Genomic DNA, 16,653 nt, shown 5'->3' with positions numbered 1-16,653 from the left:
GTTCCAGCCTGGCCATAAAGTTATACATACATGAATGTATGTCAAGTTACAGATTGAATATTTCGTGAATGATAATTAAATACGCCATGTTACTAAGCATGCTTCTTGCGGGCTCCTCGATCCGGTGGCGCGGAGGCGCTCTGAATCCGGCCCAACACCCGCTCCACGCTCAGGGTGCAGGCCCCGAAGTTCTCCTCCACCCTTCCCTCCAGCAGATAGGGCCGCAACCAATCCAGGCCCATGGCGAAGCGGCGGTAGGCGGCCGGGAAGAAGCTGGTCTCCACCAGGCCGGTGTCGTCCTCGAAGGTGAGGAACTGCATGGGCTGATCGCTCTTGGTCCACACCGTCTTGCCGGTGAGGAGCCACCCGGCCAGGCGCACCCGGCGGCCCACGTGGCGCTCCAGGTCGCGGGCCTTGATGACGCCCCGGCCTTGGAGGGCCCCGGCAAAGAGCACCATGGGGTGGTGCTCGGGCAAAAAACCCAGCACCGCGTACTGGCGGCGCAGGCGCTCCAGCTCGTCGCCCGGCGGCAGGGGCGGGGCCTCGGCCGGGGGCGGGGCGCTGAACAGATCCGGCTCCCGGGCCGCCGCCTCGCGCAGACGGCGTCCCCGGGCCAGGCGCCAGAGCAGCTCGGCCGGGTCGCTCCCCGGATGCAGCCCCGCCAAGGCCCCGGCCTGGATCAGGGAACGGGCCTCGTCCTCGGCGGGCCGGACCCGGCGCAGGAAGTCGTCGAAATTCCTGTAGGGATCGCCCTCCCGCCGGGCCACGACGCGCTCCATGGTCTCGCGGCCCAGGCCCTTGACGGCCATGAGCCCCACCCGCACCTGGCGCCCCCGGCCGCTCCAGGCCACCCGGCTGCGATTCACGCAGGGCGGCCGCACCGTGATCCCCAGCCGCCGCGCCTCGGAGACATAGGCAAAGGCGGAGTAGAAGCCGCCCTGGTTGGAGATCACCGCGGCCATGAACTCGGCCGGATAGTGGGCCTTGAGATAAGCCGCCTGAAAGGACACCCGCGCATAGCTGGCGCTGTGGGGCTTGCAAAAGCTGTAGCCCGCGAAGCTCATCATCATCTCCCACACCTCGGCGATGCACGCGGGGCTCACCCCCCGAGCCAAGGCCCCGGCCACGAACTTCTCCCGGTAGTCGCCCAGCGCCCGGCCCTTGTCCTTCCAGGTCATCACCTTGCGCAAGCGGTCGCCTTCGGCGTGGCTGAAACCGGCCAGGGCTCCGGCCGCCTGGGACACCTGCTCCTGGTAGACCATGATGCCGTAGGTCTCGCCCAGGATGGGGGCCAGCAGGGGATGGATGTGCTCCCAGGGCGCGCCGTGCAGGCGGTGCAGATACTCCTGGATGTAGTCGTTGGCCGCCGGGCGAATGATGCTGGAGTGGATCACCAGGTGCTCGTAGTCGCCCCGGCCCGCCTTGGCCTGCAACAGGCGGGTGGCCGGGCTCTCGATGTAAAAGCAGCCCATGGTTAGGCCCCGCGACACCAGGCCCTGGGTGGCCGGGTCGTCCTCGGGCTGCCAGGCGGCCTCATCAAAGGCGTGGCCATTGCCCCGTAGATCAGCCACCGCGTCGCGGATCACCGCCAGGGAGCGGTTGCCCAACAGGTCGATCTTGACCAGCCCCGCCTCCTCGGCTCCCTCCTTTTCCCATTGGATGATGGGCACCCCCTTGGGCGCTATCTCCAGGGGAGCGTGCTCATTGATGGGGCCGGGGGTAATGACCACTCCGCCCACGTGCACGCTGATGTGGCGGGGGATGCCCACGACGGCCTGAGCTTGGGCCAGCACCGAGGGCCAGGGGGCGGCCAGCTCGGCCTTGGCTCCGGGCGGCAGGGCCTGGCGCTTGGGGTAGAAGCCGGTGTGGCCTTCCACCGGCCCCCGCAGCCAGGGCAGATGGCGCGTCACCCGCTTGATCTCCTGCGCGGGCAGGCCGTAGACCTTGGCCACCTCGCGGATGGCCATGCGGCCCTGGAAAAAAATGTGGGTGGCCACCATGGCCGCGCGGCCCGCGTATTGCCGTAGCACCGACTCGATCACCCCGTCGCGCTCATCCCAGGCGAAGTCCACGTCGATGTCCGGCGGGTCCACCCGCTGGGGGTTGATGAAGCGCTCGAAGTAGAGGTTGAACTTGATGGGGCAGACGTTGGTGATGCCCAGGGAATAGGCCACCAGCGACGCCGCGCCCGAGCCCCGGCCGCAGATGCGCGGGCTGCGCTTGACTATGTCCTCCACCACCAGGAAGTAGGAGGAGAAGCCCTTGCCCGCGATGATGGCCAGCTCGCGCTCCAGGCGGGCAATGACCTCGCCGGGCAGGGGCGAGCCGTAGCGCCCCGCCGCCCCGGCGTAGGCCCGCTGCCGCAGCGCTTCATCCGCGCTGCGCCCCTGGGCATCGTGCCAGGGGGGCATGGTGATGCCCGGCGCGGGCACGAAGCTCAGACGCTCGGCCAGGGCGGCGGCTCCGTGCAGCGCCTCGGGCAGGGGCGCGAAGCGGCGGGCGTAGTCCTCCGGCCCGGCCAGGAGGGCCTCGGGCGGCGGGGTATCGGCCGGGCCCAGGCGCTCCAGGCTGGTGTTCAGGGCGATGGCCCGGAGCAGCCGGTGGCGCGCCCGGTCGCCGGGCTCCAGCAGGCAGGCGTCGGCCAGGGCCACCAGGGGCGCGCCCAGGCGGCGGGCCGCGCGCCTGAGAGCCAGGCCGGCCCCGGTGGGTTTGCGGGGCAGGGCCGCCAGCGCGGGCACCCCCTGGCCGCGCCAGACCTCGAGCAGGCGCGCATCGTCGGTGAGCACCGCCAGGCCTTGGGCCTCCTCGGCCACCGCCCGGCCCAGGTCGAAGCCCGCCTCGGTGTGGCGGCGGGTGAGCAGACGGCACAGGCTCACAAAGCCCGCCGCCGACTCCGCCAGGCACCAGGCCCGCCCCGCGCCCTCCGGGGAGGTGACCTCGGCCCCGGTGATGGGGCGCAGGCCCTGCTCCCGGCAAGCCCGGCGGAACTCCCACAGGCCGTAGAGGTTGTCCCGGTCGGCCAGGGCCAGGCAGGCGTGGCCCAGCTCCTTGGCCCGGCGGGCCAACTCTTTGGGCGAGACGGTGCCTTGCATCAGCGAATAGTGGGAGCGCACCAGCGGCAGGACCATCAGGCCGTCTCCAGGCCGCGCCCGAGCTCGATCTTGTCCTGCCCGTGGCGGCGGCGGATGGCGTCCAGGGCGGCCAAGAGGGCCTCGCCCGGGGCGGAAGGACGTTCTTCTTGGCCCCAGGGCAGCTCCAGTTGGGCGGGCGGAAAGCTCAGGCCGGAGAAGCTCAGACGCAAATGCCGCACCCGCACCCGCCGGGTCCAGGCCGAGGCCAGGCAGGAGCGAGCCGCCTCGAACAGCACGAAATCGTTGGCCGTTCCCGCCCGCAGCGAGCGCTGGCGCCAGACGCGGGCCCCGTCGGAATAGTCCAGGCTCAGCCCCAGGCGGCGGGCCACCCGGCCCTGGCCGCGCAGGGACGCCCCGGCCCGCTCCGCCAGCCGCCACAGGGCCTTTTCCAGGGCCCGGACCTGGTTGGTGTCCTCGCCGAACTCCTGCTCCAGCCTGAGCACCGGCGGCCGTTGGCCCAGGGGCAGCACCGGGCTGTCGTCTTGGCCGCGCAGGATGCTCCCCACCTGCCCGGCCCGGGACCCGAACACCACCGCCAGATGCTCCGGGCCCCAGGCCAGGGCCTGGTGCACTCGGCGCAGATGGAACTCGCCCAGGGTCATCAGATCCCGGCGCTCCAGGCCGGGCAGCAGAAACAGTGGCAAGGGCCGCAAAAAGGCCTCCTCGCCCCCCTGCTCCACCACGTGCTCCCCCTTGGGCTTGACCACCCGGGTGGCCACCTTGGCCACCAGTTTGTTGGCGGCCAGGCCCCAGATGGGGTCCAGGCCCAGCTCGCCCCGCACGGTGCACCGGATGCGCCGGGCCACGTCCTGGGGCGGGCCGAAGAGGCGGCCGGTGCCGGTGAGGTCCAGAAACAAATGGCCGCTGTCCTCCTCGGCCTCCACCAGGGGCGAAAAGGGCGCGGCCCGTTTGAGCAGGGCGGCCATGGCCCGCTCGTAGCGGTGGGGGCGGGGGGCGGCGATCTTGGCGTCGCGGCACAGGCGCGCGGCCTGGGCCAGGGGCATGTGCTTGCGCACCCCAGCCTGGAAGGCCTCCTCGCTCATGTCCCACACCCGGGCCCGGGCCGCGCCCAAAGGGGCCACGATCACCGGCCGGTCGCGCAGCGCGGCGTCCTCCAGGCGCTCTACGGCCACGGCGAAATCGGCCACGTTGAGGTGGATCACCGCGCGGGGACGGTCGGCGGGCCAGGGGCTGGGCATGGGCGGCGGGCTCCGGCAAGGGGTCAGGCAATCGGCTTTAACCTATGCCCCCAGGATATCGCCGGACCGGTCAATAGTCAACACGTGTATAGTTTAAAGCTCAGAAGCCGATTCTCAGCCGTCTTTTGAGGAGCCTCCAGCATCGGGACCAGAAGTCGTTGCACGGGGTGGTCAAAATAAGTTGGCGCACGGTCTCCCCGCTCAGACCGGGGCGGCACTCCCCCAGCATGTCCCGCTGGTAGCGGAAAAGCCCGCCCAGCGCGGCGGCGTGCAGTTCTTGCAGCAAATCCGGAGCGGCCATGACGGCCAGGTAGCGCTCCAGCTCGGCCGCGAAGGCCTCGTCGGAGAACAGTTGGCTGCGATAGGCCTTGGCAAAGTGCAGGGCAGTGACCCCTAAGTGGCTGACGCAGCGGCACCAGGGCGCCCGCAGAAACTTGCGCCACATGTGCAGGTCCGTCGGCACTCCCTCCGGGGCGGTGTTCCAGCCCTCGGCCAGGCGCTGATAGGCCTCGCGGGTGTGCCCGGCAAAAGTGAGGCCCACGATGTTGTAATTCCTGGCCGGGTCGAGCATGGCCTGCGCGGTTTCCCGGGAGCTCAGATCGCCGTACAAAAAGCGCTGGGCCACGAAGCGCTCCCGGCCCAAGCCCCCCTCGCAGTGCAGGGTGTGGCCGAAGTCGGCGTTTTGTAAAAGCCGGATCATGGTGGACACGTGGTGGGAAAACCACAAGTCGTCGTGGCCCAGGTAGCAGATGACAGGGGCAGTGGTGGCCGCGATGGCGGCGGGGCGATGGACCTCGCCGGTGCGCGGGGCCTTGGGGTTGACCCAGACCATCACCCTGGAGTCGGATGCGGCTATTTTTTCTAGCATCTCCAGCAGTTCGTTGGAGACCCCGTCGCAGACCACACATATTTCCAACTCGCGCACCGTCTGCCTCTGGACGCTGGCCAGGGCCTGGCGCAGAAAGGGGGCCTTGCCGTAGGTAGGGATAATGACCGTGGCTGCCGCCGCCATGCCTGCCTCCCTCCCGCCTCAGATGACGTTGGGCTGGTGAAAAGCCCCGGCCTGGCTCCGCGCCTGCGGCGCCCGGCCATCCATCACCGACTGGACATAGGCGCTGATGATGGGGGGGCGGTGGCGGGTGCCGATGGGCCGGTAGTTATCCGAGTTCATCGCGGCCAGTTTGGCGCTACGCTCCGGTAGCCACAAGAAATCCTCTTCCAGGTATTGGTTCAGGTCCAGCAGGGCGTAGTCCGGCTCGTACTTGCACTCCGGCCCGGCGTAGTTGATCCCGTCGGCCCCCACCTGCAGCAGGAAATGGCCCGCGTGCAGCTTGGCGAACTCCAGGGGAGTCCGCTCGTAGCGCGCGTAGGGGAACTGGACCTCCCCGGGATAGCCGTTGTTGCTCTGGAGGCGCTCCACCGCTTGCAGCACTCCCTCCTGGGACGCCTGATAGGGGCTTTCCGTGTCCCAGTCGATGCAATAGGGGTGGAAGTAGAGCCAATCCACCCCCGTGGCCAGGGCCTGGCGCCCCACCGGCTCCAGGCGATCCGCCCAATCGCCGTGGGTGAGCAGGCTGGCGGCGATGGACAAGGTGCTGCCCTCGGCCACGGCCCTTTGCTTGAGGACCGCCAGGCTTTGCAGGCTTTGCCGGAAATAGGGGCTTTCCCCCTCCTGCCAGTCGTAAAGCGACACCCGCACCGCGGTGGCGTGTTGCAGCAGCGCGTCCTGCACCCTGGGCTCATGCAGCAGGGAGCCGTTGGTGATGGTGCAGATCTCCCGGAAGCCGCTTTGCCGGGCCAAGGCCAACACCTCGGGATAATAGGGCACAGAGGTGGGCTCGCCCCCGCTGAGCACCAGGCCGGGGACATGAGGGCCCAGGACGGCGAACAGCTTTGCCAAAAACTCCAATGAAAGGGTTAGGCCGGGGCGCCGAGCGGCGCCGTAGGGACAGTTGGGGCAGCTCCGGGTGCATTTTTGGGTCAGGTCCAGTTCCATGGTCACCGGGTAAATCGGTTCATTGCGGCAATAAGCCTCCACTCGCTCACGGTTTACCGCCAATTTGTTCGGCGAAAAGACCTGCTTTTGCGTTTTGCTCATGTCATCCCTTTACAAGAAACAGTTAATTGCGCTGCCGGGATCGTCCACCGTCCGTAGCCGGGTTACGCGCGTTATCTTGCTGTTGGGCGTCTCGCCAACTGCGGTTCCCGGCGGCCCCGCTGTTACCTTGAAAGCAGCCGAGGCGAATTGTCGGGGATCATCCGGCCGGCTCGGCGCCTAGCTCCACCGCGCGCAGGCCGTCCAAGGCTCGGGCCACCTCCCTGGCCCGCTCCAGGCCGCAGCGTGGCTCCCCGCCCCCCCGCAGGTAGCCCAGGAACTCGGCCAGTTCGTCGAACAGGGGCATGGAGTTTTGGAAAGGAATCTTCTCCTCCCCGGCCGCGTCCCGGTATATGACGTGATCGGCCAGGGGATCGACCAGGGCCAGGGTCCCTCGCGATCCGTGCAGGCAGACTGTGCGATAATACCCGGCATGGCGGGCGCTGACGCTGAGCACCGCCCGCAGCCCCCGCCCCAGCACCGCGCAGATGCCGGTGGCCAAACCGCCTTCCCGGCTCAGGTAGGAGCACTGCGGCGTGGGGATTTCGCCCAGCACGTGGCGGATGATGGTCAGGTCGTGCACCGCCAGGCACGACAGCACGTCCCCTCCGTGCATATCCGCGGCCCAGTTGTGCCGATAGCACTGTATTTCCGCCAAGCGCCCGATTTTGCCGTCTTGCGCCAGGCTGCGCAGCAGCCGCACGCCCTGGTGGTATTCCCACTTGTGCATGACGAAAACCCGGCCCTGGGCCCCGGCGTTCGCCAGTTCGTCGGCCTGGGCCAGGGTGCTGCACAGGGTTTTTTCCGAAAATATGGGCCCCGACCGGACCAAAAGCCCGCGCGCTTCGCTCGCCAGGAGATCAATGGGAACCGCAAGCACATAGCCGTCCAGCTCGGGCAGCTGGTCGCTGTGGGCCACCACCGCCTCGGCACCCATACCAGTGGCCCTTTGGCGAGCCCCCGGGTCGGGGTCGGCCACGTGGACCCTGGCTTGGAGTTTAAGCAGATCGCGCAGGATGTTCTTGCCCCAGTTGCCGCAGCCCACCAAACCCACGGATGCCCGCATATGATTTTTCCTCGTCTTCTTGCCGGGAATAAAGGCGCAAATACGTCTGATGAATCGACCGCTGAACCGCCAAGACCAGGGTAGCATATTGGGGTAGTCTGAGCCGAAGGCCCCGCCGCCTCCCGTTCCCTTGCGCCGCCCGGTGGTGCTAACCTGAATGAAAGCGGCGCGTTTGTCCAGGCCAAACCGGAAGGAGGCAACCCATGCCCATTACCCGCAAAATCAGCAAGGTCCTCAAGGACAAACCCACCCTGGAAGGGGCCGGGGTGCACCTGAACCGCGTCTTCGGCTTCAGCGAGGTTCCCCTGCTGGACCCCTTCCTGCTCTTGGACGATTTCCGCTCCGACACCCCGGAGCACTACCGCAAGGGCTTCCCCTGGCACCCTCACCGGGGCATCGAGACCATCACCTACGTGCTGGAGGGCGACGTGGAGCACGGCGACAGCCTGGGAAACCAGGGGGTCATCGGCCGGGGCGACGTGCAGTGGATGACCGCGGGCAGCGGCATCATCCACCAGGAGATGCCCCAGGGCGACGGCCAGGGCCGCATGTACGGCTTCCAGCTTTGGGCCAACCTCCCGGCCGCCCACAAGATGATCGATCCGCGCTACCAGGGGGTGCTGGCCGGGGAGATACCCGAGGCCGAGCTGGCGGACGGGGCGCGGGCCAAGGTGATCTGCGGCCAAGTGGCCGGGGTGAGCGGCCCGGTGCGCGACATCGTCACCGACCCGCGCTACCTGGACGTGAGCGTCCCGGCCCACACCGAGACCCGCCTGCCCACCCCTCCGGGGCACACCGTCTTTGCCTACGTCATCGCCGGCGAGGCCTATTTCTGCACCGAAAAAGACCCCTTCAGCTACCAGGTGGAGGGCCGCAACTATTTCGACATGCGGCGCGACCCCTTGCTGGTCAACCGGGAGCTGGCGTTGTTCGAGGACGGGGAGGAGATCGCGGTGATCACCGAGGACCAACCGGTGCGCTTCCTGCTGGTCTCCGGCCGCCCCCTGAGCGAACCCGTGGCCTGGTACGGCCCCATCGTCATGAACACCAACCAGGAGCTGCGCCAGGCCTTTGAGGAATACGAGCGCGGCACCTTCATCAAACACAAGGCCTAGGGCGGGCGTCCCGTTTTTTTGGCGTAGTTCCCGGCGTTTGGCCCTCTTGGTTTCGGCCCGCGCACGGTAGTAAAATGGCTCCATCACCCGAGGGAGCTTGATGGCCACCAAAGACGCGCCTAGCTCAACCAGCGATCAGCAGCTGGCCCAGGGGCTGCGCATGGTGACCTGGCAGGGCCTGGCCCTCCAGGCTATGCTCACCCTGACCGGAGGCACCTTCCTGGTGGCCCTGGCCCTCCGCCTGGGGGCGGACAACCTGCAGATCGGCATCTTGGCCGCCATCCCACCGCTAACCCAATTGGCCCAGATCCCCTGGGTCTACCTGGTGCAAAAGACGCGGCGTCGCAAGGCCCTGACCATTTTGGGGGCCGCGGTGGCGCGGGCATGCCTGTTCGTCCTTGCCCTGGCCCCGGTGTTGCTGGCCCCCACCCTCGCCCTCTACGTCATCATGGCCATGCTGCTCATCAAAAACCTGGGCAGCTCCCTGAGCAACAGCGCCTGGAACTCCTGGATGCGCGATCTGGTGCCCAGCGACAACCTGGGCAGCTTTTATTCCAAGCGCCACGCCTACGCCACCCTGACCGCCATGGTTCTCAGCCTGGGAGCGGCGGTTTTCCTGGACTGGTGGAAGGGCGCGGAACCCGCACACCCGGAATACGGCTACAGCATCATCTTCCTGCTGGGGATCGGGGCCGGGGTGCTGGCCATCTATTTCATCGGCCGCATTCCCGAAGTGCCCATGCCCCGGCGCAAGATCGGCCTCATCGCCCTGCTGCTGGAGCCCTTTAAGGACGCCAACTTCAGGAACTTGATCTACTTTCTGGGCTCCTGGAACTTTGCGGTAAACCTGGCGGCCCCTTTTTTCACGGTCTACATGCTGAAGCGTTTGGGCTACAGCATGACCTACGTCATCGCCCTGGGGGCCCTCAGCCAACTGGTCAGCGTGTTCTTCTACCTGATCTGGGGCAAGCTTTCCGACCGCTACAGCAACAAATCCGTGCTGGCCATCAGCGGTCCGCTGTTCATCTTCTGCCTGCTGGGCTGGACCTTCGTGACCTTTCCCGGCGAACACGAGCACGCGCTGACCATGCCCCTGTTGATCCTGCTGCACGTGGCCATGGGTATCTCCGCCTCCGGGACCAACCTGAGCACCGGCAACATCGCCATCAAGCTGGCCCCCAGGGGCCGGGCCACGGGCTTCTTGGCCGCCACCACCCTGGTTAACTCCCTGGCCGCCAGCCTGGCCCCCCTGGTGGGCGGCCGCTTCGCGGACTTTTTCAAGGACCGCAAGCTTTCCCTCAGCTTCACCTGGGAGGCGCCGGGCTCCGAGCAGGTCTTTCACGTGCTCAAGTTCCAACACTGGGATTTCTTCTTCATGTTCGCCTTTTTGCTGGGCGGCTACTCCCTGTATCGCCTGGGACGGGTGCGAGAGCTCGGCGACGAAAAGGGCAAGATAACGCTCAGCGAGGCCATGGCCCAGGTCTCCCAGCAGCTACGCAACTTTTCCACCGCCGGGGGCCTGCGCGGCCTCACCGAGTTTCCCGTGGCCCTGGTGGGCCGGGTAAGCCTGCGGCGGCCCGGCCGCGCCCGGCCGGCCAAAGGGCCCAAGACCAAACCCGTCGGGCCTCCCTCCGGGGACTGAGCACCCCAACGGTTCGGCCCGCGTCCGCCACCTGGGTCGGGCAGCCTCGGCGCGGTGACCTATTTAAACTGCGGCGGGGCAATAATGTACAATAGTTGGCTATGGGCATCGGCCGGCCTGGAGGCGAAAGCCAATCGGCCCGGCCCATGCCCTACCCGCGTGCAACCCCAACTCGGCGCTTAGGAAGCAAATGGATCAGCAGAACCAATCACGCCCCAAAGCCGACGGATCTTCCCCCAGCAACGCCGCGGGCCAGGCCCCGCCCACTCCGCCAAACGGCGAGGGTCCCGCGCGAAACGCCAAAGGCAAGCCCCTGAAGCTGATGGTCATCCTGGCGGTGCTGGCGATCATCCTGGCCGGCGGGTTGGGCTATTACTGGTGGAGCCGCGACCGCGTCTCCACCAGCGACGCCTTTGTGGACGGCCACATCTACCCCATCACCCCCCGGGTGGGCGGCTACGTGGTCAAGGTGCTGGTGGACGACAACCAACAGGTGCAGGCCGGGGACACCTTGCTGGTGCTGGACCCCACCGACTACGAGGTGGCGGTGGCCTCGGCCGAAGCGTCCCTGGCCGAGGCGGAGGCCACCCTCAAGTCCCTGGAGCAGGGGGTTCCCCTGGAGCTGAGCCAGACCCAGCAGCGGGTGCGCGGGGCCAAGGCGGAGTTGGCCTCGCTGCGCAACAACCTGGCCGCGGCCGACGGCCAGGTGCGGGCCGCCACCCAGGAGTTGGAGCGCGCCGCCGCGCTAAAGCGCCTGGCCACCCTGCGCCTGGAGCGCATCAAGGTGTTGCGCGAGAAAAAGGCGGTGGCCCAGGCCTCCCTGGACGAGGCCGAGGCCAATTTCCAGACCGCCCAGGCCCAACAGCGGGGGGCCCGCGACCGCCAGGCGGCGGCGATCAAGCAGCGCGACGCCCTGCGATCTGATTTGGAAAAGGCCCAGGCCGCCATCGCCCTGGCCGCCACCGGCCACGACTTGGCGGGCATCAAGGCCAGCCAGGTTCTGGCCCAGCAGGGACGGGTCAAGCTGGCCAAGGCCCGCTTGCGTCAGGCCCGCCTCAACCTGGGCTACACCAAGATCAAGGCCCCGATCCACGGGCTGATCTCCAAAAAGAACGTGGAGTCTGGCCAGGTGGTGGCCCAGGGCCAGCCCCTGATGGCCGTCGTGCCCCTCAATTACTCCGATCTGTGGATCACCGCCAACTTCAAGGAGACCGACCTCACCCGCATCAAGGCGGGACAGCCGGTGAAGATCGCCATCGACACCTACCCCGGCCTGGAGCTCAAGGGCAGGGTCAACTCGCTCATGTCCGGAACCGGGGCGGCGTTCTCGCTGTTCCCGCCGGAAAACGCCACCGGCAACTACGTCAAGGTGGTCCAGCGCATCCCGGTGAAGATAACCATAGACACCGACCAGGGGCCCGAGCATCCCATATTGCGGGTGGGCATGAGCGCGGTGCCCACGGTTTTCCTCAACCGATAGCCCGTTCCAGCGCCGGGAAGGCCCATGGCACCATCCGACGTCAACAAATGGCTGATCACCGCCTCGGTCATGATCCCCACCCTGATCGAGATCCTGGACACCAGCGTGGCCAACGTCTCGCTGACCCATATCCAGGGCAGCCTCTCGGCCGGGCAGGAGGAGGTGACCTGGGTGCTCACCTCCTACCTGGTGGCCAACGCCGTGGTGATCCCCATGAGCGGCTGGCTGGCCCGCCTCTTCGGGCGCAAGCGCTATCTGATCTTTTCGCTGATCCTGTTCACCATCAGCTCGCTATTGTGCGGCACCGCCACCAGCCTGGCCGAGTTGATCTTCTTCCGGGTGGTGCAGGGGGTGGGCGGTGGCGGCCTGCAGCCCATGTCCCAGGCCATACTCATGGAGACCTTCCCCCCCGAGGAGCGGGGCGTGGCCATGAGCATCTTCGGCATCGGGGTGGTGGTGGGGCCCATCCTGGGGCCGCTCTTGGGCGGTTACCTCACCGACCATTACTCCTGGCGCTGGATCTTCTACATCAACCTGCCCATCGGCATCCTGGCCATTTTGATGATCATATCCTTCGTCTTCGACCCCCCTTATCAGCAGCGCTGGGTCAAGGGGATGAAGGTGGACTACCTGGGCCTGACCCTGTTGGCCGTGGGCCTGGGCTGTTTGCAGATCGTCCTGGACAAGGGCCAGATGGAAGACTGGTTCAGCTCCAACTACATCATCGGCTTGAGCGTGGTGGCCGGGGTCTGCCTGGTGACCCTGGTGTTTTGGGAGCTAAGGCAGGAACATCCCATCCTGGATTTGCGCATCTTCAAGGACCGCAGCTTCGCCACGGGAAACGTTGTGATGTTCCTGGGCTTTTTTGCCTTTTTCGGCTCCATCGTCCTGTTGCCGCTGTATCTGCAGACCCTGATGGGCTACACCGCCTTTTTGGCCGGGGTGGTGCTGGGGCCGGGGGGCATGCTCACCCTGGCCGTGCTGCCGATAGCCGGCAAGCTCACCCAGCGCCTGGACGCCCGCTACCTGTTGGGCTTCGGGCTGCTGGCCAACGCCTATTCGGTGTTTTACATGTCCGGCTTCAACCTGAACATAGACCTGGCCACCGCCGTCACCGGCCGCCTGATCCAGGGCATCGGCATGCCCTTCTTTTTCGTGACCATCGCCTACGTCACCATGGCCTACGTGCCCAACCCCCACATGAACAACGCCTCGGCCATCTTCAACCTCCTGCGCAACCTGGGCGGCTCCTTCGGGGTGGCCTTTGTCACCACCATGCTGGCCCGCCGCGCCCAGTTTCACCAGTCGCGCCTGGTGGAGCACCTTAGCCAGTACGACCCCTCCGTGCAGATGTGGCTCACCGAACTGAAGCGCTCCCTGGCCCATCAGATCGGCTCGGTGGGCGACCAGACCCAACGGGCCTTGAGCGTCATCTATCTGCAACTGCAAAAGCAGGCCACGGCCATGGCCTTCAACGACGTCTTCCATTTGCAGATGATCATCTTCCTGGGCCTGGTGGGCATCCTGTGGATCATGCGCAAGCCGCCCATCGGCAAAAGTCCTTCGCCCGGAGGCCACTGAGCGCCCGGCCGATACGACCGGGGGTTGGCGGCCCGTCCCGCAGGGGATTCACGCACCTCGCGCGGCGAGGCCGGCTGGTGCCGGCCGTTGACTGCAAGGCCTACAACCGCCAGGTAAAACGCGGACCGGGTCGAGGCGGCCGGTTCTAGGCCTTCAGGTCTTCCAATACCTTTTCCGCGTGGCCCTTGGCCTTGACCTTGGGATAGACCGTCGACAGCTTGCCCGTGGCATCGGCCACAAAGGTGCTCCTGATGGCCCCCTGGCTCACCTTGCCGTACATCTTTTTTTCGCCCCAGGCCCCCAGGGCCTGCATCAGCTCGGTCTCCGGGTCGGCCAGCAAGGAATACTTGAGCCCCAGTTTTTCCGCGAACTTGGCGTGGCTGGCCACCTTGTCGCGGCTGATCCCGGCCACGTTGTATCCCCGGCGCTTGAACGTCGCGAGTTTCTCCTGAAACTCCGAGGCCTCGGTGGTTCAGCCGCTGGTGTTGTCGCGCGAATAAACGAACAATACCAAGCCCTTCTTGCCGGTAAGGTCCTTGAAGGTTTTTTCCTGGCCGCTCTGGTCCGGTAGCTTGAACTTTGGTAGAGCATCGCCTTTTTGCAGCATGTGCGCCTCCTTATTCATCGGTATTTTCCATGACTATACGATATAGGCGCAAGCTTTATCTATGAATTGCCGCCGGGGCGATGGATTTCGCGGCTCCCAAAGGGCGGAACTTGGTTGCTCCCGGCGCTATGTCCCCTGGGTCGGATCAGGCCGCGAACTTGGATAAAAAATGGTGGGGCATTTTACAGAAATCTGGAAAAAGGATTGCCTGGATGTAACAATAATAGGAAGTAACGAAGACAAACGACCTCGCATAAGCGATCACCGTCGTGGATCTCACTACATATTGTTAACAAGGAGGCAGGTTACGATGGTCAAAAAACTGTTGGTGTTGTTGGCCCTGATGGCTTGGGCGGCCCCCGCCCTGGCGGGTGGAGTGACGCCCGAGGATTTCAAGGCCAGAACGACGCAAAACCTGGTCAATCTTTGCGCGGCCTCTCCGGACGACCCTCTGTATAATCAAGCGGCTAACTTCTGCCAAGGTTACCTGGTCGGAGCCTTCCATTATTACCACGCCATTAGCATGGGGGAGAAGGGGGAGAAGCTGGTCTGCATCCCCAAAAACAGCGGCATCACCCGCGACAAGGCCGTAAAGATGTTCGTGGACTGGGCCCAGGCCAATCCCAAATACATGCAAGAGCTGCCGGTCGAGGCGGAGTTCAGGTTCCTGATTGAAACTTGGCCCTGCAAATAGGGCTTACCCATACGTCCGTTTCAAGACATCTTGATTAGGAGAGCCGAAATGAAAGCCATTTGCATCGCCCTGATAGCGATCTTCGCGTTTTCCATGGTGGGTTGCGCCAACATGTCCAACACCGAGCAGCGCACCCTTAGCGGCGCCGCCATCGGCACGGCCGGCGGCGCGGTAGTGGGCGCCATAGCCGGGTCGGCCGGTTGGGGAGCCGCCATAGGAGCCGCCGCCGGCGCCGCCGGAGGCTACCTCTACGACCGCGACCAAAAGGCCAAGGAACAGGCCTATCAACAGGGCTATAACGCGGGCAAGCAAAGCTCCACCACCAAGTAGCTCCGGTGATTGGCCCGCGCGCCGCTCCGGCCCGGCTACTTAGAGCAAAGGCGGTTACAGGCAGGGCCCTGTAATCGCCTTTTAGGAATGTCGCTTGCGGCGGGCAGCCGCAAGGGCGCCAAATTGGTTTCACCGCTCGCTGGCGCATTCTTTTGTTTGCTTGCCGTGGGATTCATTGGAAAAAAACGGCGCGGGGTAAGTTAATCCGCCGCCGGAGAAGAGCTAGACATGAGCCGAAAATTTTCCGCTTCGATAGTCCTGTTGCTCCTTTGCGCGTTCCTATTCGCGGCGCCCGCCGCCGCGGCCGAGGAGCCTGCTTGGCGTTTCGAGCTGACCCCCTATCTCTGGCTCATATCGGTGGATGCCGATTCCACTGTGGGCAATTACACCGCCAACGTGGACGCATCGTTCAGCGACATCTGGGACAACTTCGACGTGCTGGCCGGCGCCGCCCGGTTCGAGGCCTGGCGTTGCAAGTGGGGCTTCATCTTCGACGGCATCTACATCAAGGTCGATCAGGACAGCACCGTGCAAACCCAGGGCTACGGCGACATCGAGGCCAAGCCCGACGTGCGCCTCAACTTTATCGAGCTGGCCGCGGCCTATGAAGCCTACTCCACCGACCTATCCGCCAAGGAAAAGGGCCCTCGCCTGTCCTTGCAGCCCTATGTGGGGGTGCGCTACTCCTATCTGAAAGAAGAGCTCAACCTGCAGCCCGCCGATGGGGGGGACAGCCAGAACTTCGGCGGAAGCACCACCTGGTGGGACCCCCTGATCGGCGGCCGGGTGGTCCTGTCGTTGAGCGAAGCCTGGCAACTGGGCCTGCGTGGCGATATCGGCGGCTTCGGCATCGGCGACGCCGCGGAACTGACCTGGCAGGTGGCCCTGGGGGCCAACTGGCGCTTCGTGGATTGGGCCGCCCTGCGCTTCGGCTACCAGTGGTATTACACCGACTACAGCAACGGGGAATCGGGCAGCGGCGCCATGGCCTTCGACGGCACCCTGCAAGGTCCCTGGCTGGGGCTGACCTTCTACTTCTAAGGCTTGAAATAAGGCATTTCCGGAAAAGGCATCCCCCAACCACCAACTGTCCGGGCGCGGGCTGGTTGAGGGCCGCGCCGTCAGGCTTGCCCGCGATAGCTGATCAGGTTGATCGCCAGCATGGTGGAGACCACCTCTTTGTCTTGATTGAGCATCTCGCACCAGGAAAACAAGGCCCCGCGGTCGGGCTTGCTGGTCGAGGGCTTTACCTGGCGCACGGTGACCCGCAGGAACAATTGGTCGCCGGGACGCACCGGTTTCAGCCAGCGTAGTTCGTCCACTCCGGGGCTGCCCAGGCTGGCCTTGCCGGGCAGGTAATGATCCACGAACAGGCGCATGAACAGCGCGCAGGACTGCCAGCCGCTGGCGATCAGCCCCCCGTAAATGGACTGCTTGGCCGCCTCGGGATCGGTGTGAAAGGCCTGGGGGTCGTACTTCCGGCCGAACTCGATTATTTCTTCCCGGCTGATACCAATGGGTCCGAACTCATGCACCGCGCCTTCTTGGTAGTCCTCCAGATAGCGCTCATCCCGCGAGGTGGGAAAACCGGGTTGCTTCATCAGGCTTGCTCCTTGCTCACCGTGGCCGGAGGTTTTTGGTTTCGATCTCAATCCACGCCAAAGACCGCCACACCCCGCGGCCTCAGCTGTTTGAGGATAGTGGCGCGGGCCG

Annotated in this window: 14 protein-coding genes; 7 read left to right on the top strand and 7 right to left on the bottom strand. The window is 65.7% G+C overall.

Annotated elements, in window-relative coordinates; all coding sequences use genetic code 11:
- Positions 1–92: 92 nt before the first annotated feature.
- The 5 genes from AACH32_RS03135 to AACH32_RS03115 all read right to left on the bottom strand — a co-directional run bounded on the left by AACH32_RS03135 (position 93) and on the right by AACH32_RS03115 (position 7,491).
- Complete coding sequence (locus AACH32_RS03135) at positions 93–3,128, bottom strand: DNA polymerase III subunit alpha (RefSeq protein ID WP_338605298.1); 3,036 nt, start codon at positions 3,126–3,128, stop codon at positions 93–95.
- Positions 3,128–4,330 (bottom strand): DNA polymerase Y family protein, encoded by a 1,203-nt coding sequence (locus AACH32_RS03130; protein ID WP_338605296.1) that lies wholly within the window; start codon positions 4,328–4,330, stop codon positions 3,128–3,130. The genes AACH32_RS03135 and AACH32_RS03130 overlap by 1 nt, the downstream gene beginning before the upstream one ends.
- A 100-nt stretch (positions 4,331–4,430) precedes the next feature.
- Entirely contained in the window at positions 4,431–5,342 is a 912-nt protein-coding gene (locus tag AACH32_RS03125) for a glycosyltransferase family A protein (RefSeq protein WP_338605294.1), read from the bottom strand.
- Between the two features lie 18 nt (positions 5,343–5,360).
- On the bottom strand, positions 5,361–6,428 hold the full coding sequence (locus AACH32_RS03120) for a radical SAM protein (protein WP_338605293.1): 1,068 nt from the start codon (positions 6,426–6,428) through the stop codon (positions 5,361–5,363).
- Between the two features lie 157 nt (positions 6,429–6,585).
- Positions 6,586–7,491 carry a Gfo/Idh/MocA family protein gene (locus AACH32_RS03115; RefSeq protein WP_338605291.1) on the bottom strand — a complete coding sequence of 302 codons (906 nt, stop codon included), beginning with the start codon at positions 7,489–7,491 and terminating at the stop codon, positions 6,586–6,588.
- 203 nt (positions 7,492–7,694) lie between these two features.
- Here AACH32_RS03115 and AACH32_RS03110 point away from each other — a divergent pair, with 203 nt between their 5' ends.
- The 4 genes from AACH32_RS03110 (at position 7,695) to AACH32_RS03095 (ending at position 13,309) form a co-directional block, all read left to right on the top strand.
- Positions 7,695–8,606: a pirin family protein gene (locus tag AACH32_RS03110; protein WP_338605290.1), complete on the top strand. Its 912-nt coding sequence runs from the start codon at positions 7,695–7,697 to the stop codon at positions 8,604–8,606.
- A gap of 100 nt (positions 8,607–8,706) precedes the next feature.
- Positions 8,707–10,248 (top strand): MFS transporter, encoded by a 1,542-nt coding sequence (locus AACH32_RS03105; RefSeq protein ID WP_338605288.1) that lies wholly within the window; start codon positions 8,707–8,709, stop codon positions 10,246–10,248.
- 190 nt (positions 10,249–10,438) lie between these two features.
- Positions 10,439–11,728: an HlyD family secretion protein gene (locus AACH32_RS03100; protein ID WP_338605286.1), complete on the top strand. Its 1,290-nt coding sequence runs from the start codon at positions 10,439–10,441 to the stop codon at positions 11,726–11,728.
- Positions 11,729–11,752: 24 nt separating this feature from the next.
- Positions 11,753–13,309, top strand: coding sequence for a DHA2 family efflux MFS transporter permease subunit (locus tag AACH32_RS03095; protein ID WP_338605284.1), 1,557 nt, complete (start codon positions 11,753–11,755; stop codon positions 13,307–13,309).
- A gap of 145 nt (positions 13,310–13,454) precedes the next feature.
- On the opposite strand, the gene AACH32_RS03090 is transcribed toward AACH32_RS03095, so the two are convergent.
- Complete coding sequence (locus AACH32_RS03090) at positions 13,455–13,916, bottom strand: peroxiredoxin (RefSeq protein WP_338605283.1); 462 nt, start codon at positions 13,914–13,916, stop codon at positions 13,455–13,457.
- Between the two features lie 310 nt (positions 13,917–14,226).
- Between AACH32_RS03090 and AACH32_RS03085 the strand changes: the two genes are divergently transcribed.
- The 3 genes from AACH32_RS03085 (at position 14,227) to AACH32_RS03075 (ending at position 15,981) form a co-directional block, all read left to right on the top strand.
- The gene (locus tag AACH32_RS03085) at positions 14,227–14,610 is read left to right on the top strand and encodes a Rap1a/Tai family immunity protein (RefSeq protein WP_338605281.1); all 384 of its coding nucleotides are present in this window, start codon (positions 14,227–14,229) and stop codon (positions 14,608–14,610) included.
- A gap of 48 nt (positions 14,611–14,658) precedes the next feature.
- Complete coding sequence (locus tag AACH32_RS03080) at positions 14,659–14,940, top strand: YMGG-like glycine zipper-containing protein (RefSeq protein ID WP_338605279.1); 282 nt, start codon at positions 14,659–14,661, stop codon at positions 14,938–14,940.
- A 228-nt stretch (positions 14,941–15,168) separates the two neighbouring features.
- Entirely contained in the window at positions 15,169–15,981 is an 813-nt protein-coding gene (locus tag AACH32_RS03075; RefSeq protein WP_338605277.1) for a hypothetical protein, read from the top strand.
- Between the two features lie 80 nt (positions 15,982–16,061).
- Here the strand turns inward: AACH32_RS03075 and AACH32_RS03070 are convergent, their stop codons facing one another.
- Entirely contained in the window at positions 16,062–16,541 is a 480-nt protein-coding gene (locus tag AACH32_RS03070) for a MaoC family dehydratase (protein ID WP_338605275.1), read from the bottom strand.
- Between the last annotated feature and the right edge of the window lie 112 nt (positions 16,542–16,653).

Source organism: Desulfoferula mesophila, from assembly GCF_037076455.1.
Classification (GTDB): domain Bacteria; phylum Desulfobacterota; class Desulfarculia; order Desulfarculales; family Desulfarculaceae; genus Desulfoferula; species Desulfoferula mesophila.
Note: the sequence above shows the minus strand (reverse complement) of the source record. Positions and strands in the feature narration are given on the sequence as shown.

Excerpts from the sequence above, each read along its gene's own strand:
- AACH32_RS03135 (WP_338605298.1), bottom strand. The coding sequence starts at position 3,128 with ATGGTCCTGCCGCTGGTGCGCTCCCACTATTCGCTGATGCAAGGCACC.
- AACH32_RS03130 (WP_338605296.1), bottom strand. The coding sequence starts at position 4,330 with ATGCCCAGCCCCTGGCCCGCCGACCGTCCCCGCGCGGTGATCCACCTC.
- AACH32_RS03125 (WP_338605294.1), bottom strand. The coding sequence starts at position 5,342 with ATGGCGGCGGCAGCCACGGTCATTATCCCTACCTACGGCAAGGCCCCC.
- AACH32_RS03120 (WP_338605293.1), bottom strand. The coding sequence starts at position 6,428 with ATGAGCAAAACGCAAAAGCAGGTCTTTTCGCCGAACAAATTGGCGGTA.
- AACH32_RS03115 (WP_338605291.1), bottom strand. The coding sequence starts at position 7,491 with ATGCGGGCATCCGTGGGTTTGGTGGGCTGCGGCAACTGGGGCAAGAAC.
- AACH32_RS03110 (WP_338605290.1), top strand. The coding sequence starts at position 7,695 with ATGCCCATTACCCGCAAAATCAGCAAGGTCCTCAAGGACAAACCCACC.
- AACH32_RS03105 (WP_338605288.1), top strand. The coding sequence starts at position 8,707 with ATGGCCACCAAAGACGCGCCTAGCTCAACCAGCGATCAGCAGCTGGCC.
- AACH32_RS03100 (WP_338605286.1), top strand. The coding sequence starts at position 10,439 with ATGGATCAGCAGAACCAATCACGCCCCAAAGCCGACGGATCTTCCCCC.
- AACH32_RS03095 (WP_338605284.1), top strand. The coding sequence starts at position 11,753 with ATGGCACCATCCGACGTCAACAAATGGCTGATCACCGCCTCGGTCATG.
- AACH32_RS03085 (WP_338605281.1), top strand. The coding sequence starts at position 14,227 with ATGGTCAAAAAACTGTTGGTGTTGTTGGCCCTGATGGCTTGGGCGGCC.
- AACH32_RS03080 (WP_338605279.1), top strand. The coding sequence starts at position 14,659 with ATGAAAGCCATTTGCATCGCCCTGATAGCGATCTTCGCGTTTTCCATG.
- AACH32_RS03075 (WP_338605277.1), top strand. The coding sequence starts at position 15,169 with ATGAGCCGAAAATTTTCCGCTTCGATAGTCCTGTTGCTCCTTTGCGCG.
- AACH32_RS03070 (WP_338605275.1), bottom strand. The coding sequence starts at position 16,541 with ATGAAGCAACCCGGTTTTCCCACCTCGCGGGATGAGCGCTATCTGGAG.